Annotated in this window: 18 protein-coding genes; 5 read left to right on the forward strand and 13 right to left on the reverse strand. The window is 69.4% G+C overall.

Features of this window, described 5'->3' with window-relative positions; translation table 11 throughout:
* Nucleotides 1-4: 4 nt before the first annotated feature.
* Both W7S_RS24280 and W7S_RS24285 read right to left on the reverse strand, forming a co-directional pair.
* Entirely contained in the window at nucleotides 5-1,522 is a 1,518-nt protein-coding gene (locus W7S_RS24280; RefSeq protein ID WP_008261848.1) for a class I adenylate-forming enzyme family protein, read from the reverse strand.
* 179 nt (nucleotides 1,523-1,701) lie between these two features.
* Nucleotides 1,702-2,202, reverse strand: a complete 501-nt coding sequence (locus tag W7S_RS24285) for an isoprenylcysteine carboxylmethyltransferase family protein (RefSeq protein ID WP_231504810.1) — start codon at nucleotides 2,200-2,202, stop codon at nucleotides 1,702-1,704.
* Nucleotides 2,203-2,343: 141 nt separating this feature from the next.
* Between W7S_RS24285 and W7S_RS24290 the strand changes: the two genes are divergently transcribed.
* Nucleotides 2,344-2,934, forward strand: coding sequence for a TetR/AcrR family transcriptional regulator (locus W7S_RS24290; RefSeq protein ID WP_041298117.1), 591 nt, complete (start codon nucleotides 2,344-2,346; stop codon nucleotides 2,932-2,934).
* On the opposite strand, the gene W7S_RS24295 is transcribed toward W7S_RS24290, so the two are convergent.
* The 5 genes from W7S_RS24295 to W7S_RS24315 all read right to left on the reverse strand — a co-directional run bounded on the left by W7S_RS24295 (nucleotide 2,931) and on the right by W7S_RS24315 (nucleotide 8,324).
* Nucleotides 2,931-3,707, reverse strand: a complete 777-nt coding sequence (locus W7S_RS24295; protein ID WP_014712513.1) for a crotonase/enoyl-CoA hydratase family protein — start codon at nucleotides 3,705-3,707, stop codon at nucleotides 2,931-2,933. The two genes, W7S_RS24290 and W7S_RS24295, sit on opposite strands and share 4 nt — an antisense overlap.
* 126 nt (nucleotides 3,708-3,833) lie before the next feature.
* On the reverse strand, nucleotides 3,834-5,243 hold the full coding sequence (locus tag W7S_RS24300; protein ID WP_014712514.1) for a wax ester/triacylglycerol synthase family O-acyltransferase: 1,410 nt from the start codon (nucleotides 5,241-5,243) through the stop codon (nucleotides 3,834-3,836).
* A 44-nt stretch (nucleotides 5,244-5,287) separates the two neighbouring features.
* Nucleotides 5,288-6,493: an alpha/beta hydrolase gene (locus W7S_RS24305; protein ID WP_014385999.1), complete on the reverse strand. Its 1,206-nt coding sequence runs from the start codon at nucleotides 6,491-6,493 to the stop codon at nucleotides 5,288-5,290.
* Between the two features lie 168 nt (nucleotides 6,494-6,661).
* Nucleotides 6,662-7,324: an SAM-dependent methyltransferase gene (locus W7S_RS24310; protein WP_008261863.1), complete on the reverse strand. Its 663-nt coding sequence runs from the start codon at nucleotides 7,322-7,324 to the stop codon at nucleotides 6,662-6,664.
* Nucleotides 7,325-7,550: 226 nt separating this feature from the next.
* A complete protein-coding gene (locus W7S_RS24315) occupies nucleotides 7,551-8,324 on the reverse strand; it encodes an alpha/beta fold hydrolase (protein WP_071196530.1) in 774 nt (257 codons plus the stop codon).
* Nucleotides 8,325-8,453: 129 nt separating this feature from the next.
* Between W7S_RS24315 and W7S_RS24320 the strand changes: the two genes are divergently transcribed.
* Nucleotides 8,454-9,353 (forward strand): alpha/beta hydrolase, encoded by a 900-nt coding sequence (locus W7S_RS24320; RefSeq protein WP_008261865.1) that lies wholly within the window; start codon nucleotides 8,454-8,456, stop codon nucleotides 9,351-9,353.
* A gap of 8 nt (nucleotides 9,354-9,361) precedes the next feature.
* Here the strand turns inward: W7S_RS24320 and W7S_RS24325 are convergent, their stop codons facing one another.
* From W7S_RS24325 to W7S_RS24335, 3 genes are read right to left on the reverse strand one after another with little or no spacing between them, the layout of a single operon-like run.
* Entirely contained in the window at nucleotides 9,362-10,675 is a 1,314-nt protein-coding gene (locus W7S_RS24325; RefSeq protein ID WP_008261866.1) for an amidohydrolase family protein, read from the reverse strand.
* Nucleotides 10,669-11,859 carry a CoA transferase gene (locus tag W7S_RS24330; RefSeq protein ID WP_008261867.1) on the reverse strand — a complete coding sequence of 397 codons (1,191 nt, stop codon included), beginning with the start codon at nucleotides 11,857-11,859 and terminating at the stop codon, nucleotides 10,669-10,671. The genes W7S_RS24325 and W7S_RS24330 overlap by 7 nt, the downstream gene beginning before the upstream one ends.
* A gap of 23 nt (nucleotides 11,860-11,882) precedes the next feature.
* Entirely contained in the window at nucleotides 11,883-12,899 is a 1,017-nt protein-coding gene (locus tag W7S_RS24335; protein ID WP_014712515.1) for a MaoC family dehydratase, read from the reverse strand.
* A gap of 124 nt (nucleotides 12,900-13,023) precedes the next feature.
* On the opposite strand from W7S_RS24335, the gene W7S_RS24340 reads away from it, so the two are divergent.
* Complete coding sequence (locus W7S_RS24340; protein WP_014712516.1) at nucleotides 13,024-14,169, forward strand: acyl-CoA dehydrogenase family protein; 1,146 nt, start codon at nucleotides 13,024-13,026, stop codon at nucleotides 14,167-14,169.
* An 85-nt stretch (nucleotides 14,170-14,254) separates the two neighbouring features.
* Nucleotides 14,255-14,752, forward strand: a complete 498-nt coding sequence (locus W7S_RS24345) for a CD225/dispanin family protein (protein WP_014712517.1) — start codon at nucleotides 14,255-14,257, stop codon at nucleotides 14,750-14,752.
* 41 nt (nucleotides 14,753-14,793) lie between these two features.
* Here W7S_RS24345 and W7S_RS24350 read toward each other — a convergent pair whose 3' ends face one another.
* Nucleotides 14,794-15,735, reverse strand: coding sequence for an enoyl-CoA hydratase/isomerase family protein (locus W7S_RS24350; RefSeq protein ID WP_008261871.1), 942 nt, complete (start codon nucleotides 15,733-15,735; stop codon nucleotides 14,794-14,796).
* Nucleotides 15,736-15,738: 3 nt separating this feature from the next.
* Nucleotides 15,739-17,268: a fatty-acid--CoA ligase FadD4 gene (fadD4, locus tag W7S_RS24355; protein ID WP_008261872.1), complete on the reverse strand. Its 1,530-nt coding sequence runs from the start codon at nucleotides 17,266-17,268 to the stop codon at nucleotides 15,739-15,741.
* A 191-nt stretch (nucleotides 17,269-17,459) separates the two neighbouring features.
* On the opposite strand from fadD4, the gene W7S_RS24360 reads away from it, so the two are divergent.
* Nucleotides 17,460-18,545, forward strand: coding sequence for a sensor domain-containing diguanylate cyclase (locus W7S_RS24360; RefSeq protein ID WP_014712518.1), 1,086 nt, complete (start codon nucleotides 17,460-17,462; stop codon nucleotides 18,543-18,545).
* Here W7S_RS24360 and W7S_RS24365 read toward each other — a convergent pair whose 3' ends face one another.
* Nucleotides 18,546-20,372 carry a phosphoenolpyruvate carboxykinase (GTP) gene (locus W7S_RS24365; RefSeq protein WP_008261874.1) on the reverse strand — a complete coding sequence of 609 codons (1,827 nt, stop codon included), beginning with the start codon at nucleotides 20,370-20,372 and terminating at the stop codon, nucleotides 18,546-18,548.
* Between the last annotated feature and the right edge of the window lie 42 nt (nucleotides 20,373-20,414).

The following is a 20,414-nucleotide window of genomic DNA, read 5'->3' on the forward strand; positions in this document are numbered from 1 at the left end:
TCGCTTACTGCTGGGCCGGCGCGGAGCGCAATTCCGTGAGGGTCTGGATGATCTCCCGCCGCAACACCTTGCCGGTGGCGGTGGTGGGCAGCTCGTCGCGAAACACTACCTCGTCGGGGGTGCGTGATCCGCGCAAACTCTTGCGGACGAATTCGCGCAGTTCCGCGGGGTCGGGGTCGACGCCCGGCGCCGGCACCACCACCGCGACGATCGCCTGGCCCCACTGCGGATCCTCGACCCCGACCACGGCGACGTCCCGCACGTGGGGGTGCTCGACCAGGACCTCTTCGAGTTCGGCGGGCGCGATGTTCTCGCCGCCGCGGATGATCGTGTCGTCGCTGCGCCCACCGATGAACAGGTAGCCCTCGTCGTCGAGCATGGCGATGTCCTTGGTCGGGAACCAGCCGTTCTCGTCGAGCACCGAACCGATCCCGGTATAGCGGCCCGAGACCTGCTCGCCCCGCACGAACAGCTCACCGGTCTCGCCCGGCGGCAGCACGTTGCCGGCCTCGTCGCGGATCTGCAGCTCGATGCCCGCCACCGCCTGCCCGACCGACCCCAGCCGCCGCGCGCCCTCCGGAGTCGACGCCGCCAGCGCCGCGCGATGGTCGTCGGGTGTCAGCACCGCGATCGTCGAGCTGGTCTCGGTCAGGCCGTAGGCGTTGACGAAGCCCACGTCGGGCAGCAGCTCGAGGGCCCGGCGAACCAGCGGCAAACCGACCTTGGAGCCGCCGTAGGCGAGGTTGCGCAGCGACGGCAACTCGATGGCCGGCCCGTCCCCGTTCTCCAGCACCGTGACGATGCGGTCGAGCATGGTCGGCACCACCGTCGCGGTGGTCACGTTCTCCGTGTTGATCAGCCGAACCCATTCCTGCGCATCGAAATTGGGCAGGTACACCATCTTGCGGCCGGCATACAGATTCGACAGCGCGGCGCTGACCCCGGCGATGTGGTACGGCGGCACGCAGATCAGCGCGGCATCGGTGTCGGCGGCCGCCCCGAATTCCACCGTCCCGGTGACGTAACTGGTCAGGTTGTTGTGCGAGAGCTCGACGGCCTTGGGCTGCGAGGTGGTGCCCGACGTGAACAGCACGATCGCGACGGCGTCCGGATCGGGGAATTCCGCCGCGGGCTCGGCACCGCCGGCGGCGTCGAGGAAGTCGTCGGACACCATCACCCGGTCCGACACGCCGCCGATCATCTCCCGGTAGCGACCGTCGACCACCACCAACGGCTCGGGCAGCCGCTCGATCAGCGCCTGGATGCCCTCGGCGGAGAGCCGGTAATTGATCGGCGTGAACGCCACCCCGGCGCGCGCCGCGGCGAAGATCAACACCGGCAGCATCGCGCCGCCGGTGCCCACGTACACCAGGTGCTTGGCTCCCGAGGCCGCGACCACCCCCGCGCCGCCGTCGGCAAGATCGCTGAGCTGCTGCGTGGTCAGCCGCAAATCGCCGGACACCACCGCGGTGCGCTCGGCGTCGCCGGACACGGCCATCTCGAGCAGCAACGAAATGCTCATCCTCGATCCTTCTGGATTCCCGGCCCTTTACAAATCTCGTCTGCAGTGTAACTCAGCCGGATTGTCCCTCGATGCCGAGCTTGCCGCGCGACGGGCGCCCTGGTCACGGCGGGTCCCTCGACGGCAAAGGTGGGACCGGAACCCCGAGTTGCGATCGGTGCCGGGCGCCCGCCACCGCCTCAGGAGCGGGCGGGCGGATCCCAGGCCGAGACCCGCGGGATCCAGCGCGGCACGTTGCTTCGATAGTCGACGTATTCACGGCCGTAGCGCTCGGCGAGATGGGGCTCCTCCCAGAACCGAATGGCGATGGCCTGGAACGTGAAAAAGATTGCGAACCAAAGCAATAGCGGGCCCGACGCAATGATGGCCGCCTCGCCGAGCAGGATGCACAGCACGCCGGTGATCATCGGGTTCCGCACGTGCCGATACGGGCCCCGCACCACCAGATGGACCGGCTCCCCCATCACGTTGCCCAGCCCGAGCGTCCCCTCGCCCACCCGGTCGAACAGCACATTCGTCCAGATCATCAGGGCCAGCCCGGCGGCGATCAGCACGCAGCCGACCGTGATCAGCGCGATCGTCGGCGCGGCATCCAGGCGCGGCGCGCGCACGCCGGCCGTGCCGACGATGACGGCCGGCACCACGAGCGTCATCGTCACCGGGAACAGCAGGACCGACATCAGGTGGCGCCACCACAGGCGTCGCCGCGTCCTCGTCACCATTGAAGGCCTCCTTCAGCTAATACTTCAACCTCCGTTCAACAACTAACGGTACGCCGCGCGACGGCATTCGCCAACGCTTGTTGAAGTATTCTGGTGCGCATGCCAGCAGCGCGGCGCGCCGGCCGGTGGCGCACCGGCCAAGTGAACAGACAGCGCATCATCGAGGCGGCGCGCGAACGCTTCATGCGCGACGGGTACGAACGGGCCACCGTCCGCGCGATCGCGGCCGACGCCGGTGTGGACGTCGCGATGGTCTACTACTTTTTCGGCAACAAGGAAGGCCTGTTCACCGCGTCCACGCTGACCGGTCCCGAGCACCCGTTGCACCAGCTGGCCACGCTGCTCGACGAGGGGACCGAACGGGTCGGCGAACGGCTGGCGCGACGCTTCCTCGAGCACTGGGAACAAGGCGCCGTGTTCGAGCCCTTCCTGACGCTGTGGCGTTCGGCGGCGATCCACCCCGAGGCGCGAAAGGTGTTGCACGACAGCCTCGCCGGCCCGATCGCCGAACGGGTCGCGACGGAATTCGGGGTTGCCGATGCCGAGCTACGGGTCGAGCTGGTGGCCAGCCACCTGGCCGGGCTCGCCTTCGCGCGCTACCAGCTGAAGATCGAGCCGCTCGCGTCGACCAGCATCGAGGACCTGGTCGGCCGGCTGGGGCCGACGTTGCAGCGATATCTGACCGATTAAGTGCCCGTCCACTTGGGCGGGCGCTTTTCGGCGAAGGCGATCGCGCCCTCCTTGGCGTCGTTGGAGGAGAACACCGGGGCGAGCAGCTTGTTCTGCTCGGCGAACATGGTCTCGGGGCTCCAGCCGCGGGACTCGACGATGATCTGCTTGGTGGCGGCCACCGCCAGCGGCCCGTTCGCGGCGATCTTCTCGGCCAGCTCGATCGCCGCGTCCAGCGCCGATCCGGGCTCGGCGAGGACGTTGACCATTCCCAGCGCGTGCGCGCGCTCGGCGCTCAGGTTTTCACCGGTCAGTGCCAGCTCCATGGCGATCGCGGACGGGATGCGTTGCGGCAGCCGCAGCAGCCCGCCGCCCCCGGCGACCAGGCCGCGCTTGACCTCCGGGATGCCGAACGCCGAGTCCTTGGAGGCCACGATCAGGTCGGTCGCCAACGCCAGCTCGGTGCCGCCGGCCAGCGCGTAGCCCTCGACCGCCGCGATCAGCGGCTTGACCGGCGGACGTTCGGTGAAGCCCATGCCGCGGCCCTCGACGATCGGGAGCTCGCCGCGGGCGAAGGCCTTGAGGTCCATGCCCGCGCAGAACGAGCCGCCCGCGCCGGTGAGGATGCCGACCGACAGGTCGGGTTCGTCGTCGAGCCGGTCGACGGCGGCGGCCAGGCCGTTGGCCACCGCGGAGTTGACCGCGTTCTTGGCCTTCGGCCGGTTGATCGTGATGATGAGGATCCGGTCCCGCTGTTCGACCAGGACTTCGGGTTCGTTGGCCTCTTCGCTCACGGTGCTCCCTTGTTCGTCACGCTACTGACTTGTCGGACCGATGGTAACGGTCGACGGGAATGGCGTTAACGGCCCGGCGAGATTCGGGTTACCGCCCGCGCGCGGTCAGCGACCGTGCCGACCCGGTCAGGCCGGCGCCATCGCGGCTTCGATTGTGGTGAGCTTCTCCGAAATCCCTGCGGCCCTGCGTATTTCGATGAAATCGTTGACCATGGCGTCGGTGACCTCGTGCGGGTCCTCGCACGTGGCCCCGTCGGCGAGCACCGAGATGTTGAGCTGATCGACATAGCTCCACACGGTGATGTTGAGCCCACTGCCGGCGGTCAACGGGCCCACCGAATAGATCTCGGTGACCAGCGCACCGCCCACGCGGCCGCGCTCGCGCGGCCCGGGGACGTTGGAGATGTTCAGGTTGAGGATCTTGTTGTGGCCATCGCGGCCGGACGCCCACCGGAAGAAGGCCTGTGTGGGGCCCGGCGGCATGTAGGCCGCCCACCGGCTGACCAACTCCGGTCCCATCAGCTGGTTGCTTTCCTTGGCGGCGATCGCGTTCTCGTGGCTGCACCGCACCCGCTCCAGCGGATCGTCGGAATCGGTCGGCAGGCCGACCAGCACGCCGGTGAAACGATTGCCGGAGATCCGCTCGGGCGAGAAGTCGAAACTCATTGGCACCGAAGCCAACAACGGCTCGGCCTTGCCGTCGTAGCGCAACAGCAGGGTGCGCAACGCGCCCGTCGACATGGCCAGCACCATGTCGTTGATCGTCGCCCCGAGCCGCTTGCCGGTCTCCTTGACGTCGGCCAGGGCCAGTGTGGCGGTGGCGAACCGGCGTTCCGGGGTGAGCTTGTGGTTCATGAACGTCGGCGGCGGCTCGAACGGCCGCGTCAGTTCCGGGGAGAACTTGCGTGTGCTGCGGCGCACCCGGCCCAAACCCTGCGCGGTGTAGCGGATCGTGTGCGGCAGCCGCCCAACGTGGCGGACGTGGTCGGCGAGCGCCGAGGCGACGAGCTGCCGCGTGGTCGGGGGCGGGTCGCACATGTACGGTCCGCCGTCCGGGCACGGCTGCAGGTCCATGCCGCGGGCCAACAAATTCGCGGATGCGACGCCGTCGGCGAGCGCGTGGTGAATTTTGCCGACGACCGCAATCCTGTTGTTGGCCAACCCTTCCACGAAGTACATCTCCCAGAGCGGGCGGCTGCGGTCGAGCGGGGTGCTGGCGATTTGCCCGATGGCTTCGTCCAGCTCGCGGCGGCCCCCGGGCGGCGACACTCGCCAGGGACGGATGTGATGGTCGAGGTCGACCTCGCAGTTTTCCCGCCACATCGGGTGGTGGAAGTTGAGGGGGACCTCGATGAGCTGGTAGCAGAACGGATCGAGCTTGTTCAGCCGGCCGGCGATGACTTGCCGGAACGCGTCGACGTCCAGGGAACGCCGATCAACGTCCAGTTCGATGACGGCGGCTTTGATGGTGTGCATGTGCACGTTCGGCGTTTCGCTGTACAGCAGCACCGAGTCCCAGCCGCTAAGCCTCTTCACCGCTGCCCCTTACCCATAGAGGGACCATACTCAGCGGCGCCGGCTCAGATAACCTCTTTTGCCCCGATCCGTGTCTTGGTGCGATAAACCTGGTTGAGGAACAGGGAGGCGACGTGTGCCGCCGCGCCGGCGCGCTCGCCGTCGATGAGGTCGTATCCGTGGCCCGCGCCCGGCAACTCCAGGTAGCCCACCGTCGAATGCGACACCGTCCGCAGCCGCTCGACGAAGCTGCGCGCCTGCTCCACCGGGATGACGCTGTCCTTGCTGCCGTGAATCACGAGGAAGGGCGGCGCATTACGGTGCACTCGGGCGATCGGCGAGGCGGCCCGGAATACTTCGGGATGACGGGCGATCGACTTTCTCACCACGACCCGTTCCAGGAATTCGACGAACCGGGCGCGCTCCGGCGTGGAGCGGTCCTCCCAGTCGTACCGGCCATAGATTCCGACGACCGCGTCCACCGACGTGTCCGCACCCTCGGGCAGCTTCGCCCGGTACTCCGGGTCGTCGGGGGTCAGCCCGGCCAGCGCGCACAGGTGGCCGCCGGCCGAACACCCCGCTATCGCAACGAAATTGCGGTCGCCGCCGAACTTGTCGACGTTGGCGTGCGCCCACGCGATGGCGGTTTTGACGTCGACGATGTGGCGCGGCCAGCGGTGGTGTGGCGCGACGCGGTAGTCGACCGCCAGGCACACCCACCCCTGCTCGGCCAGCCGCGACATCAGCGCGGACCCCTGACCCATGCACCTGCCGTGCACCCAGGCGCCGCCCGGCAGGAAGATCAGGACCGGCGCGGGTTGCGCGGGCAGGTCTTTGCGGCGCCAGACGTCGAGCACCTGTGCGGGGTGGTCCCCGTAGTGGACGCCCCGGCGATAAAGGTGGCGCCGCTGGCGCAGGCCGTCCCAGATCGGCGGTGTCCGTTCGGCCGCCGGCCAATCCATCTCGAGGTCCGCCGCCGACACGACCCCCCGCAACGCCGCGAGGGAGACCTGCCGCGTGCTCTCACGGTCCCGGCGCCGCGCGTCGTTGATCCCCGGCGTGAACCAGTCCTTTTTCGCCGCGGAGATCGCCTCGGGTGCGTGCCGCGCGCCCCACACGCCCATGGCGGTGATGCCGGCCAGCGGCTCGAGGTGTTTGCCGACAACCGGCAGCGACGCCCCGGCCACGCTCAGCGCCAGCGCATAGTCGGCGGGACCGGCCCGCAGCAACCACTTCATCCACGGTGTGAAACCCGGTCGGTTCGCCGTCATGTCGGGAACTGTACCCCCGGGCAGGTCGCCGAAACCGGTGTTTACGTAGAACCGGCTATGGTTGCGCTCACGCTTTGCCCAGGGGTGTCGCTGACGGGGTTATTCACCCTGTTTGGAACGCATTTGGCGGTTCGCTACGTGCGCCTGATTTAGCTGCGCGCGACACGCTCAGACCGCCGCCAGGCTGGCGATCACCCGGTCGCCGATCAGGCGGACGCCGGTCAGCGTCAGCCCCACCTGCGCGGCCAGCGCGGCGGCGCTGTCCACCCCGACGGTGGCCCAGCGAAACCAGGGCCCGACCTCGCACGACGACTCGAGGCGGACCCAGCGCGACCGGATGCCGATGGTCTCGGCTTCGAATTCGGCGATGCAACGGCCGCCGCGGGCCAACAACTCGAAGGCGCGCGCGAGAATCCGCAGCGGGTCTCCACCGAGCCCGACGTTGCCGTCGACCAGTAACACCGTCTGCCACAAGCCCGTTCCGGGCAGCTCCTCGAACACGTCACCCAACAGGGCCGGCGCACCGCCCCGGCCCGCCAGCTGGATCGCGGTCGCGGATCGGTCGATACCGAGTGCGGGGATGCCCCGCTGGATCAGTCTCGCCACCAACCGCCCCGGACCGCAGCCCAGCTCGATGGTCGGCCCGGTGCACATCTGGGTGACGGCCTCGTCGAAAACCTCGTCGACGGCGTCACCGGATCCGCCTGAGCCGTCGGGGGGACATCGCACCCCCAACCAGCGGTGCGCCGGCAGCGGCCGCAGTTCGCCGTCGTCATGGCGGATCCAACATCGCTCCCCGCCGAGTGCCCGATCGTATAGCTGCCCCAGCATGTCTCGCCCCTCGCGTCGCGGCCGATCGGGCGGCCTGCGACGCGCGGCCCCAGGCGGGACGTAGCGAACACGAGCCGACAAACCCCACAAGCTGACGGCAAGCACGTTCGCCAGCATTGCACCGATACCCCGATCGCGGTTCGGTTAATCCACTGCCTTGTGGGCCCTGCACGGGCCCGTTAGGGCTACGTGGCAACGCGTGTTTCGGTTCGATAGCGGCGCCGCGTCACCCGAACAGAAACGACTCCAGCAGCGCGTTCACCCGGGCGGGGTCCTCGAGCGCCGCGAGGTGCGCGACCCCGTCCAGGACGGTGAAGGACGCGGTAGGGATCGACTCGGCCATGGCCCGGGTTTCGGCCACCGGGAAGGTGGCGTCTTCCGCGCCGGCGACCACCAGCACCGGCGCCGTGACGCGCGCCAGCAGGGCGTGCTGATCGGGCCGGGCCGAGACCACGCTGCGCACCGCCCAGCGGACCGAATCGGCGTTCACCGCAGCCACGTTCGTCCGCACGGCCTCGACCACGTCCGGGCGGGTGCGCAGCGTGGTCGGGCCCAGGAAGGCGCGGATGCCCGACCGGGTCAGCGGCGGCCGGATGCCGCCGAGCAGTCTCGCCAGCCACAGCATGGCGGCGTACTGAATCTTTTGTGCGACACCGGCTTTGGAGGCGGTGCAATTCATCAGCACGGCGCGGTCGAGCCGTTCGGGGTGCAGCGCGGCGAAGGTGCCGCCGATCATCCCGCCCCAGGAGTTGCCCACGAAGTGGGCGCGGTCGATGCCGAGCCCGTCCAGCAGGTCGACGACGCAGCGCGCGCAGTCGGCGAAGCTGAAGGGCCCGCTCAGCGGCGCGCTGCTGCCGTGGCCGGGCGGGTCGACGAGCACCAGGCGATGGCTGTCGCCGAACCGGGCGGCCTGCCCGGCCCACAGGTCGCCCGTCATCAGCAGGCTCGGCCACATGAGGACCGCGGGACCGGTTCCGCCACTCACCTGGACCCGAAGCATCCCGAGCGTCGTGTCGACCAATCGCGTGGCGAGGTGGGGGACGTTTGCGGGCACGCGGCCTCCTCGTGTCATGAACGGCAGAACACCGATAGCGGTCCCTTCATTTTCCCCGTCGGTGATACTGGATCGGTGACGAACGACGCTGTTCATCCTGACCTGCAAAAACTCGCCCGCTTCGCTCCCCGGCGGCTCGTCGGCCCACGCACCCTGCCCATCATGCGGGCGGCGATGGACTGGCGGGCGCGGCTGGGCAAGCCCGTCCGCGACGTCGAGGTGATCACCCTCGAGTCCGGGGCCGGCGTCCGGCTGTTCCGGCCCGCCGGTGTCAGCGAGCCGACGCCCGCGCTGCTGTGGATTCACGGCGGCGGATACGTGATCGGCACCGCCCAGCAGGACGACCGGTTGTGCAGCGGGTTCAGCAGGCGGCTGGGCATCACCGTGGCGTCGGTGGAATACCGCCTGGCGCCCGAACATCCGTACCCCGCACCGCTGGAAGACTGCTACGCGGCGCTGACCTGGCTCGCCGGGCTGCCGTCGGTGGACCGGTACCGGGTGGCCATCGGGGGTGCCAGCGCCGGCGGTGGCCTCGCCGCGGCCCTGGCCCTGCTGGCCCGCGACCGCGCCGAGGTGAGCCCCTCGTTTCAGCTGCTGACCTATCCCATGCTCGACGACCGCAGTTCGGCGACCGAGCCCAGCGCGAACTACCGGCTCTGGGACAACCGCAGCAACCGATTCGGTTGGGCCGCATACCTGGGCGGCGCGGACCCGCAGGTCGCGGTGCCCGCCCGGCGCGACGACCTGAGCGGGCTGCCCCCGGCATGGATCGGTGTGGGCACCCATGACCTGTTCCACGACGAAGACTTGGCCTACGCCGAACGGCTGAAAGCCGCCGGGGTGCCGTGCCAGGTCGAAATCGTTCCCGGCGCCTTCCACGGGTTCGACCTGATCGCGCCGAAACTTCAAGTGTCACAACAGTTCTTCGGCAGCCAATGCGACATCCTGCGCGCCGCGCTCGCCCCGGCGTCCTGACCGCCGGGTCACATCGCGAAGTACACCAGCTCGCCGCCGATGACGGTGGCGGCCACCATGCCGGCGTCCAGCTCGGCCAGCGCCGTCGCCGGTGGCTCGCTGAGCACGCACAGGTCGCCCGGCTGCCCGGTGCGCACCGCGCGCACCCGGTCCGGTCGATCCGCGCACCCCAGAAACATCGTCAAAGCCGTTGACGGCGAGACACATTCGTCGGCGCCCAGAACGGCACCGCTCGGTGTGGTGCGGTGCACCGCGGCGCGCATCGCCGTCCACGGGTCGCCGTGGCCGAACGGCATGTCGGTGGACAGCGCGACCGGCACCCCCGCGTCGCGCAGCGCCGCGACGCGCCACAGCTGATCGTGCTCGGCGGCGGGAACCTCGGCGAGGTACTGATCGCCGCGCTCGGCGACGAAGTTGGGCTGGGTGACCACGGTGACCCCGAGCTCGGCGAGGTCGGCCACGTTGTCGTCGGGCACCACCGCGGCGTGTTCGATGCGGTCCTGCGGGTGGCCGCCGGCCGCGCGCAGGGCGGCGATGGTCACCACCAGCTGGGCCGCGGTCACGCAGTGCACGGCGACCGGTTGGCCCGTGTTGTGCTGCCCGGCAATCCATTCCGTGAGACCGTCGAGGTCGAGGCGGTCGTCGTGCAGGATTTTCTTGCCCGGGGACAGGAAGCTGACCCGTGGCCGGAACTCGCCGCGGCCGTGCGCCGCCGCCAGCGAGGCCCTGTCGTCGGCGTCGAGGTCGGGGGTGGCGTCGGTGACCCCGGTGACGCCGGTCGCCGTGATGCGGCGGCTGAGTTCGGCGAGGTCGGTTTCGCGTCGGTCCAGGGCCTGCGACCAGCCGTCGTCGGCGCTGCGCAGTCGCCCGTCGGGGTGTTCGGCCAGGCCGATCCGGCCCAGCGCCTCGGAGTTGAGGATCCACAGCGCGCCGCTGCGGTGCTGGATGCGCACGGGCACGCTGCGGACCATCGCGTCCAGAGCGGTCCGGTCGAGTTCCCCGGCGACCGAATCGTGGTAGCCGACGGCGCGAATCCACCCGTCGGGCCCGGGCGTGGCGTTCGCCAGCAACTGGGTGAGCTCGGCTTCGGTGCTGACCCCGGGCGGTCCGACGAAAAACGAATCGAGCGCCGAGGCCGCCGAGCGCAGGTGCACGTGGTGGTCGTGCAGCCCGGGCAGCACGGTTCCGCCGCCCGCGTACAGCACGCCCTCGCCGGCCCGCGGCGTCAGGCCCTCGCCCGAGGGCGCCATCTCCTCGATCTGCGCGCCAACGCGGATGTCGGTCACGGTCCCATCCAGCAGGGTCGCCTGACGAATCAGCATGACAGGCAACGTCTTTGGCCGACGAGGTGGCGCACCGCCGCGTTGTCGGCGCCCAGCCCGGACGCGGGAGGCGCCGCCGGCGGCATTAGCGGCGGTGACACCGGCGCGGGCGACTCCGAGGGCCCCGTGGGCAGCGCCGCGTAGGTCGCGGCGACGGCCGCCATGGAGAGGCGGATCAATTCGCCGCCGCCGCGCGCCAGGGATTCGGCCACCGCCAGCGCCGCCTGCAGGCCGGTCAGCGGGTCGGCGATGGCGTCGCCGCAGAACACCGGCCCCTCGGCGCTGGTCCCGACCAGGCCGCCACCGACGGCGGCGTCGTCCCCGAATCCCGGCCGGCGCCCGTCATAGGCGGTGATCTGCAACCAGATTCGGCCCGGTCGTGGCGCGACGTCGTCGGGCCCGAGGCCCCGGCGCGCCAGCCCGGCCGGGCGGGAGCCCTCGATGACGACGTCGCTGACCGTGAGGAGCTCGCGTAATTCGTCGGTCTGGCTGTCGAAATCGATGCCATAGCAGAGCTTTTTGTGGTTCATCCAGTCGAAGAAGGTTCGGTCCCCGGCGCGGGTGCCGTCCGGGCGGCGAGGGCTTTCGACCTTGACGACCGTCGCCCCGGCGTGGGCCAGCAGCCGACCGCACAGCGGTCCCGCCCACATCGAGGACAGATCGGCCACCAGCAGCCCCCGCGGCGCGCGCGGTGGCGCCGGCGGTCCGATGCGGCGTGTGTGCGACGGCGCGGCCGTCGCCTCACCCAGGCCCGCCGCCGGGATGTCGAGCAGCGCCGCCCGCTCGACGATGTCGGGGACCGCACGGGTGGCGGCCCACCGTCGCAGCTGCGGCCACGGGTCGACCGCGGCGTCGTCGACCTGCAGGAGCGCCGGGACGGCGGCGAGGTCGTCGGCGCGGGAGAGGGTGAGCGCGCACCAGCCGTCCCGCGCCGCGAGCAGGCGGGTGGCGCCGCCGGGCGACACCCGGCCGGCGCGGGTCAGGCCCCGTAGGGCGGCCCGGCCGGTCAGCAGCCCGGCCGCGTCGACGTCGATGCCCCAGCGGCCGCCGATCGCCGCGGCCACCTCGTGCGCGCGGGACAGCACGCGGGCGCGGGAGAAGTCGGCGGGTCCGTCGGGCGGGCCGGTCAGGTAGGCCAGCCCGCTGCTTCCCCAGGCGGTTGCGGCCGAGCTCACGCCCCCCATTGTGCTCGTGGCGCGCATCGTCGTTAGAACTGCAGCGCGCGAAACCGCCAGTCCAGCACCGGCCGGTCCGGCCCGCCGTCGGCGTCACCGGCGGCATACACCAGCGACCGCAACCCGAGCACTCCCCCATGCTCGGTCGGCTCGGCGGATTCGATGTGCAGCTCGCTGTAGAGGGTGTCGCCCTCGTGTACGGGACCTGTGTGATCGCACGACTCCCAGCCCAGCACCGTCACCAGATTGGGCAGCAGCCTGCCGGCCTGCGCGAGCGCCAGCCCGATGGTGTGTCCGCCGTACACCAGCCGGCGCCCGCCGACCCGCGAATCATGATGGGTCGCAGCGTTATTCAGGGTGAGCCGGGCGAGCTCGGGGGCATTGGTGACGACGTCGGCGGTGCTGTGCAGCACCGATCCCGCCAGAGCGGGATCGAAGTGCGGCCCGGGCACCTTGGTGCGGAAAACCTCACCGTCCCATTGCGCGGTGGGATCGTGGGCCGGGCCGGGCACGTCGGCGCCGATGGTGGACAGATCGTCGTGCGGTGCGTTGTCGGCATCGAAATCCGGTCCGGCGGGCAGCATCCCGCAACGGTAGAAGTCGAGTACCAACTGGTCGGCCTGGTCGATCGTGATCATCCGCAGCGCCACCAAGCCCGTCGGGGCCCGGCCCGGCTTGGGTGAATTGGCCCGCAGCCCAACCACTTCGGTGCGGGTGTAGAGGGAATCGCCGATGACGGGGAACCGGTGAAACACCAGGCCGCGATAGAACAGGTTGGCCTTGACCCGCTGGGTCACCAGCGTCGACTGGCCGATCGCCACGTCACACACCAACCCCGGGTGGGCCAGCGGGGCGGGCAGCCCCGTCACCGCCCCACACAGATCGGCGTCGAGCGCCAGGCGCAGCCGGTCGCCCACGATCGCCTGGTGCGCGCCCGCCAGGCCGGACGACAGCGTCATCGACGGCGCCCAGTCGAACACCTGCCCCACCGAGAGGTCGTCGAAGTACGGCCCACCCTCGCGAATCCGCGCATACCCGTCACTAGTCACAACGCCACATGCTGGCAGGCTGTGGAATCGAGGGTCAATCCGGATCAGGCCCCAACGTCGACCTGCTGGTGCCGATTTTCCCCAGCAAGTCGACGTTCGGCGCGAATCGACGAGGTGCTCATAGGTGAACGACGAAGAGGACATGCTGGTCGCGACGGTGCGGGCGTTCATCGACCGCGAGGTCAAGCCGAGCGTGCGCGAGACCGAACACGCCAATACCTATCCCGAGGCGTGGATCGAGCAGATGAAGCGGATCGGCATCTACGGGCTTGCCGTGCCCGAGGAGTACGGCGGCTCGCCGGTGTCCATGCCCTGCTACGTCCGGGTCACCGAGGAACTGGCGCGGGGCTGGATGAGCCTGGCCGGCGCGATGGGCGGGCACACCGTGGTCGCCAAGCTGCTGACGCTGTTCGGCACCGAGGAGCAGAAGCGGACCTACCTGCCTCCGATGGCCGGCGGCGAGGTGCGCGCCACCATGGCATTGACCGAGCCCGGCGGCGGCTCGGACCTGCAGAACATGGCGACCACCGCCCTGAGCGACGACGCGGGCGGCCTGGTGATCAACGGGACCAAGACCTGGATCAGCAACGCCCGCCGCTCCGGGCTGATCGCCCTGTTGTGCAAGACCGACCCGAACGCCAAGCCGCGCCACACGGGCATCTCGATCGTGCTCGTCGAGCACGGGCCGGGCCTGACGGTGTCGCGGGACCTGCCCAAGCTGGGCTACAAGGGCGTGGAGTCCTGCGAGCTGTCCTTCGACAATTACCGGGTGCCGGAAACGGCGATACTGGGTGGCGTTGCGGGCGAGGGCTTTTCACAGATGATGAAGGGACTCGAGACGGGCCGCATCCAGGTGGCGGCCCGCGCCCTGGGCGTGGCCACCGCCGCGCTCGAGGATGCGCTGGCCTACGCCCAGCAGCGGGAGAGCTTCGGGCAGCCGATCTGGCAGCACCAGTCGGTGGGCAACTACCTGGCCGACATGGCGACCAAACTCACCGCCGCCCGCCAGCTCACCCGCTACGCCGCCGAGCGCTACGACAGCGGTGAACGCTGCGACATGGAAGCCGGGATGGCCAAGCTGTTCGCCTCCGAGGTGGCGATGGAGATCGCGCTGAACGCGGTGCGAATCCACGGCGGCTACGGCTATTCCACCGAATACGACGTCGAACGCTACTTTCGGGACGCGCCGTTGATGATCGTCGGTGAAGGCACCAACGAGATCCAGCGCAATGTGATCGCCCGGCAACTGGTGACCCGCGGCGGGATCTGACGCGGGCTTGTCAATCGCGCGGCGGCAGAACGGCGTTTGGGAGTATATTTGCCTGACTTCCGAACCAAAGGGAAAGGCAGCCGCCATGAGTTATCCTCCCGCGCCGCCCGGCGGTTCGCCTGAATGGCCCGGGCAACAGCCGGAATGGCAAGGGCAACAACCGGAATGGCAAGGCCAACCGCCGCCGGACTGGCAAGGTCAGCCGCCGCCGGGGTATCCGCCGCAGCCGCCTCCGGCGTGGCCGGGTCAGCCGCGCGCGGGATGGCCCGCGGCCCAGCCGGGCTGGCAGGGCCAGCCGGAACCCGAGAACTATCTGGTCTGGGCGATCCTGTGCACGGTGCTGTGCTGCCTGCCGCTGGGGATCGTCTCGATTGTGTACTCCAACAAGGTCTCCGGGCTGTGGGCGCAGGGCCGCTACGCCGAGGCGCACGAGGCGGCCAACAACGCCAAGAAGTGGGCCATCATCGGCGCCATCGTGGGCGTCGTCGCGGCGGTGATCTTCGTGCTGATCTACGTCGTCGCCGGGGTGCTGGTCGTCTCCCATCTGCCCTCGACGACCACGACCACGTATTCGGGCTTCTGACGCCGAACCCGGGCCACGTCGAGCGTGCCGCGGCGCGGTCGCTAGGCCTCGTCCACCAACCCCCAGGCCAACGCGGTCTCGGCGTCCACGGTGTGGCCGGACAGCACGAGATACGCCGTGCGCCACCGGCCTATCCGCCGGGTGACGCTGACGGTGCCGCCGGCGCCGGGGATCAGGCCGAGCGCCAATTCGGGTAGCCCGAACACCGCGTCGCCGCGGGCGGTGACCCACCCGCAAAACGCGGCCATCTCCAGTCCGCTGCCCATCACCCGGCCGTGCACCTCGGCGCGGCACGCGCGGCCGAGTCGCGCGGTCAGCGCGTCGAGCGCGAGGGCGGGGCTGTGCCGGGTGCGGGCGAGGTGGGCACTCGCCGGGTCGGCGAAGGTGCCGAATTCGGCGAGATCTCCACCGCTGCAAAACGATGGGCCGTTGCCGCTCAACACGATGCCGGTGACCGAGGGATCCAGCTGCGCGACGGACAGCGCCTCCAACAGCGCCGCGCGGGCGTCGGTGGAGAACGCGTTGTGGCGCTGCGGCCGGTTGAAGGCGATGCGCAGGATGTCGCCGTCACGGTCCGCCAGTACCGGGTCGGCGATGTCGGGCATGCGGACCCGGCCGCGCTCCTGTAGCCACCGCGCGAACTCCGGGCCGGACTGCAGCGTTGAATACCCCAGCGACTCGGCCACCACCCCGGCCAGCGTCGGCCCCTCGGGATCCACCGCGCGCAATACGTCGTCACAGATCCCGCCGGCGTGCGGCCAACGTCGACAGCGATCGGTCAGCTCGACCAGCGCGTCGGACACGGAATCGACGGTGATGACCCGGCGGTCGGCGCAGGCGTCCTCGGTCAGCGTGAAAGTCGCTGCGTCAAGCCAGGTTCCGGCCCTAGCGATGTCGTCGGCCGAGCCGACGGCGATGATCACGCCGGGCGGCGACGCCGGACCGTCCTCCGGCGCGCTCGACAGGTCGACCACCCGGAGCATCGGTCACACCGAGTACTTCTCGATCAGCCCATTCTTGTAGAGCTTGCCGGTGTCGGTGCGCGGCAGCTGCGCTTCGAAGGCGATCGATCGCGGACATTTGTAGTGCGCCAGGCGATCCCGCAGCCAGGCCAGCAGCTCATCGCCGAACGCGTCGGTGGCGTCCGCGGGGTCGACGGTCTGCACGACCGCGGTGACGCGCTGGCCCATCTCGTCGTCGGGAACGCCGAACACCGCCGCGTCCATCACCTTGGGGTGGGTGACCAGAAGGTTCTCGGCTTCTTGTGGGTAGATGTTGACCCCGCCGGAGATGATCATGTGGTGGCGCCGGTCGGTCAGGTACAGGTAGCCCTCGTCGTCGACGTAGCCGATGTCGCCGACGGTGGCCCAGCCGTGCTTGGAGCGCGATGACGCGGTTTTCGTTGGGTCGTTGAGGTATTCGAACGAATACCCGCCCTCGAAGTAGATCTCGCCGGCCTGGCCGGGCGGGAGCTCGTCGCCGTTCTCGTCCAGGATGTGCACGGCGCCGCCCATGGGCTTGCCGACCGAACCCGGATGCGCCAGCCAATCTTCGGCGGTGATCAGCGTCGACCCGTGTGCCTCGGAGGAGGCGTAGTACTCGTCGATGATCGGACCCCACCAGTCGATCATCTGCTTCTTGATCTCCACCGGGCACGGCGCCGCGGCGTGCATCACCCGCTGCAGGCTGCTCAGGTCGTACGAATGACGCACCGCATCAGGCAGTTTCAGCATCCGGGTGAACATCGCCGGCACGAACTGTCCGTGGGTGACCCGGTGCCGCTGGATGGCATCCAGGCAGCCCTCCGCGTCGAACTTCTCCATCACCACCGTGGTGATGCCGCCGGCCTGCGCGCTCATCGACCACACCGACGGCGCCGTGTGGTACAGCGGCGCGGGGCTCAGGTAGACCGAATCGGGCGTCATCCAGAAGCCGACCAGCGCCGACATCATGCCGGGGGCGTCGGCCGGGGGAACGTGCGGCAATTCGCGCTTGATGCCCTTGGGCCGGCCAGTGGTTCCGGACGAGTACTGCAGCAGGTCACCCTCGATTTCGTCGTCGATCGGGGTATCCGGTTGGCCGGCAACGCATTCCGGGTAGCGCTCCCAGCCCGGCAGGCCCTCGTCTTGCTTCTCGGCGGCGATCAGCAACAGTTCCGGTAGCCCGCGCGGCAGCTGCTCGGCGAGGCCGGCGCAGGTTTCGCGCAGCGCGGCCGAGCCGATGATCGCCTTGGCGGCGCTGTTGTCGACGATGTAGGCGGCTTCCGCCGCGGTCAGATGGGTGTTGATGGGCACGTAGTACAAACCGCTGCGGCGAGCAGCCCACATCACCGCGTGGATGTGCTCGTTGTTCTCCATCAGGATGGCGACCGTGTCACCCTCGCGCAGGCCCGCCTGGCGGAACCGGTGCGCCAGGCGATTGGCGCGGGCCTCGAGGTCATCGAAGGTGACGACCGTGCCGGACGGGTACAGGATGACAGCAGGTTTGTCGGCGCCGATATACGGGCGGATCTGCATGCGCAGACTGTACCGCCGCCAAACTTGACGGGTGTTAAGTGGTGGGTGGGCCCGGCGAGTTTCTGCGTCAATCCCGGCGCGGGGCGCGCGGCGCCAGCCATAATGCAGTCAAGTAGAGCGCCGTGGGCCCTGGAACCCGACCTTGGTCAGCAACGCGCGGCGGGATACGCCACTGCCGCACGGAGGTGCGCATGACCGCCGAGCAAGAATCGGAGCCTGCCGCATCTTCGTTCGCCGATTCCGACTATGTCGACGGCATGGAGCGGCTCGTGCACGCCATTCAGGAGCTGTCGCTGGCGCGCACCCTGCCCGACCTGCAGCGCATCGTCCGCTCCTCGGCGCGCGAGCTCACCGGTTGTGACGGCGCGACGTTCGTGCTCCGCGACAACGACAGCTGCTATTACGCCGACGAGGACGCGATCGCCCCGCTGTGGAAGGGCAGCCGTTTCCCCATCGGGTCCTGCATCAGCGGCTGGGCGATGCTCAATCGCGACGCGGCGGTGATCCCCGACATCTACGGCGACCCGCGCATCCCGCACGCCCTGTACCGCCCCACCTTCGTCAAGAGCCTGGTGATGGTGCCCATCCGCAAGCTCGAGCCGATCGGCGCGATCGGCAATTACTGGGCCGGCCGGCACCAGCCGTCCGACCAGGAGGTCCACCTGCTGCAGGCCCTGGCGGACTCGACGTCGATCGCGATGGAAAACGTGCGGGTGTACTCCGAGCTGGAACGGCGGGTGCGCGACCGCACCGCCGCCCTGGAGGACGCCAACGAGGAGATCCGCCGGCTGTCGGTCACCGACGAGCTGACCGGGTTGAATAACCGTCGCGGCTTCTACCTGCTGGCCGAGCAGAAACTGCGCGGGTCACACCACCTCGGCCACAATTGCGTGCTCGCCTTCCTCGACGTCGACGGCCTCAAGAAGGTCAACGACGAGCTGGGCCACGACACGGGCGACAAACTGATCAAAGACGTCGCCGGGGTGCTGCGCACCATCCGGCGCGAGTCCGACATCCTCGCCCGCATCGGCGGCGACGAATTCTGTGTGATGATCACCGAAAGCGACGGCGACACCCCGTCGCTCGAGGAGCGGCTCGCGCTCGCGTTCGGGAATTTCAACAAGACGAGTGAGCGGCCCTACCGTCTCTCGGCCAGCATCGGCTTCGTGCGGGCGCCGGTTTCCGACACCGCGAACGTGGGCGAACTACTCGCCCGCGCCGACGAGCTGATGTACGCGCAGAAGAAGGCCAGCCCCAATTCGCGGCTGGCGGGCTGATCAGCCCGCTTCGGACAGCCGCTGCTTGAGCGCCTCGAACTCGTCGCGGACGCCGGTCGGCAGCTTGTCGCCGACGAACTCGAACCACTCCTCGATCAGCGGCAGTTCCTCGCGCCACTCGGCCGGGTTGACCGCCAGCGCCTGGGCCACCTCGTCGCTGCTGGCGTCGAGCCCGTCCAGGTCGAGGTCCTCGGCCTTCGGCACGATGCCGATCGGGGTGTCCTGGCCGCCGGCCTTGTGCTCGATGCGGTCGACGATCCACTTGAGCACGCGGCTGTTCTCGCCGAAGCCCGGCCACAGGAAGCCGCCGTCGTCGCCGCGACGGAACCAGTTGACGAAGAACACCTTCGGCATCTTCGACTCGTCGGCGTTCTTGCCCAGGTCGAGCCAGTGCTGGAAGTAGTCACCGACGTGGTAGCCCAGGAACGGCAGCATGGCCATCGGGTCGCGGCGGACGGTGCCGACCTTGCCCTCGGCGGCGGCGGTCTGCTCGCTGCCCATGGTCGCACCCATGAACACGCCGTGCTGCCAGTCGCGGGCCTGCGTCACCAGCGGGACCGTGGTCTTGCGGCGGGCGCCGAACAGGATGCCCGAGATCGGCACGCCCTGCGGGTCGTCCCACTCCGGCGCGAGGATCGGGCACTGCGACATCGGCGTGCAGTAGCGCGAGTTCGGGTGGGCGGCCTTCTCGTCGGAGTCCGGCGTCCAGTCGCGGCCCTTCCAGTCGATCAGGTGCTGCGGGTCGCCCTCGAGGCCCTCCCACCACACGTCGTTGTCGTCGGTGAGCGCGACGTTGGTGAAGACGGTGTTGCCGGCCTCGATGGTGCGCATGGCGTTGGGGTTGGACTTCCAGTTGGTGCCGGGCGCGACGCCGAAGAAACCGAACTCGGGGTTGACCGCGTACAGCCGGCCGTCCTTGCCGAACCGCATCCAGGCGATGTCGTCGCCGAGCGTCTCGGCGCGCCAGCCCGGAATGGTCGGCTGCAGCATGGCCAGGTTGGTCTTGCCGCAGGCCGACGGGAACGCCGCGGCGAAGTAGTACGCCTTGTTCTCCGGGGAGATGAGCTTGAGGATCAGCATGTGCTCGGCCAGCCAGCCCTCGTCGTGGGCCATGGCCGAGGCGATCCGCAGCGAGTAGCACTTCTTGCCCAGCAGCGCGTTACCGCCGTAACCCGAGCCGTAGCTCATGATCTCGCGGGTCTCCGGGAAGTGGGTGATGTATTTGGTGTCGTTGCACGGCCACGGAACGTCCTTTTGGCCCTCCTCCAGCGGAGCCCCCACCGAGTGCAGCGCCTTGACGAAGAACCCGTCGTCGCCCATCTTCTCCAGCGCGGCCTTGCCCATCCGGGTCATCACCTTCATCGAGATGACGACGTACTCGGAGTCGGTGATCTCCACACCCAGCTTCGGGTCGTCGGCGCCGAGCGGGCCCATGCAGAACGGCACCACCCACATGGTGCGGCCGCGCATGCAGCCGCGGTACAGGTCGGTCATGATGGACCGCATTTCGGACGGGTCCATCCAGTTGTTGGTCGGGCCGGCGCCGCTCTCCTGCTCGGTGCAGATGAATGTCCGCGACTCCACGCGCGCCACGTCGGACGGGTCGGACAGCGCCAGGTAGGAGTTGGGGTGCTTCTTCTCGTTCAGCTTCTTCAGCGTGCCGGCCTCGACCAGTTGCGCGGCCAGCCGGTTGAACTCCTCGTCGGAGCCGTCAGCGAACACCACCCGGTCGGGCTGGGTGAGCTCGGCAACCTCCTGCACCCATGACAGCAGGCCCTGGTGCTTCGTGGGTGCTGTGTCCAAACCGGGAATGGTCGCTGAGGTCATCGAACTCTCCTGGATCCGTTGCGTATCGGGCTTGTGTTGCTC

Source organism: Mycobacterium sp. MOTT36Y (assembly GCF_000262165.1).
Lineage (GTDB): Bacteria > Actinomycetota > Actinomycetes > Mycobacteriales > Mycobacteriaceae > Mycobacterium > Mycobacterium intracellulare.

Coding starts and splice junctions, on each gene's coding strand:
- W7S_RS24280 (WP_008261848.1), bottom strand. CDS start 1,522: ATGAGCATTTCGTTGCTGCTCGAGATGGCCGTGTCCGGCGACGCCGAG.
- W7S_RS24330 (WP_008261867.1), bottom strand. CDS start 11,859: ATGGGGGGCGTGAGCTCGGCCGCAACCGCCTGGGGAAGCAGCGGGCTG.
- W7S_RS24350 (WP_008261871.1), bottom strand. CDS start 15,735: ATGCTCCGGGTGGTCGACCTGTCGAGCGCGCCGGAGGACGGTCCGGCG.
- W7S_RS24315 (WP_071196530.1), bottom strand. CDS start 8,324: ATGCTTCGGGTCCAGGTGAGTGGCGGAACCGGTCCCGCGGTCCTCATG.
- W7S_RS24290 (WP_041298117.1), top strand. CDS start 2,344: ATGCCAGCAGCGCGGCGCGCCGGCCGGTGGCGCACCGGCCAAGTGAAC.
- W7S_RS24325 (WP_008261866.1), bottom strand. CDS start 10,675: ATGCTGATTCGTCAGGCGACCCTGCTGGATGGGACCGTGACCGACATC.
- W7S_RS24305 (WP_014385999.1), bottom strand. CDS start 6,493: ATGACGGCGAACCGACCGGGTTTCACACCGTGGATGAAGTGGTTGCTG.
- W7S_RS24365 (WP_008261874.1), bottom strand. CDS start 20,372: ATGACCTCAGCGACCATTCCCGGTTTGGACACAGCACCCACGAAGCAC.
- fadD4 (WP_008261872.1), bottom strand. CDS start 17,268: ATGCAGATCCGCCCGTATATCGGCGCCGACAAACCTGCTGTCATCCTG.
- W7S_RS24360 (WP_014712518.1), top strand. CDS start 17,460: ATGACCGCCGAGCAAGAATCGGAGCCTGCCGCATCTTCGTTCGCCGAT.
- W7S_RS24310 (WP_008261863.1), bottom strand. CDS start 7,324: ATGCTGGGGCAGCTATACGATCGGGCACTCGGCGGGGAGCGATGTTGG.
- W7S_RS24285 (WP_231504810.1), bottom strand. CDS start 2,202: ATGTCGGTCCTGCTGTTCCCGGTGACGATGACGCTCGTGGTGCCGGCC.
- W7S_RS24345 (WP_014712517.1), top strand. CDS start 14,255: ATGAGTTATCCTCCCGCGCCGCCCGGCGGTTCGCCTGAATGGCCCGGG.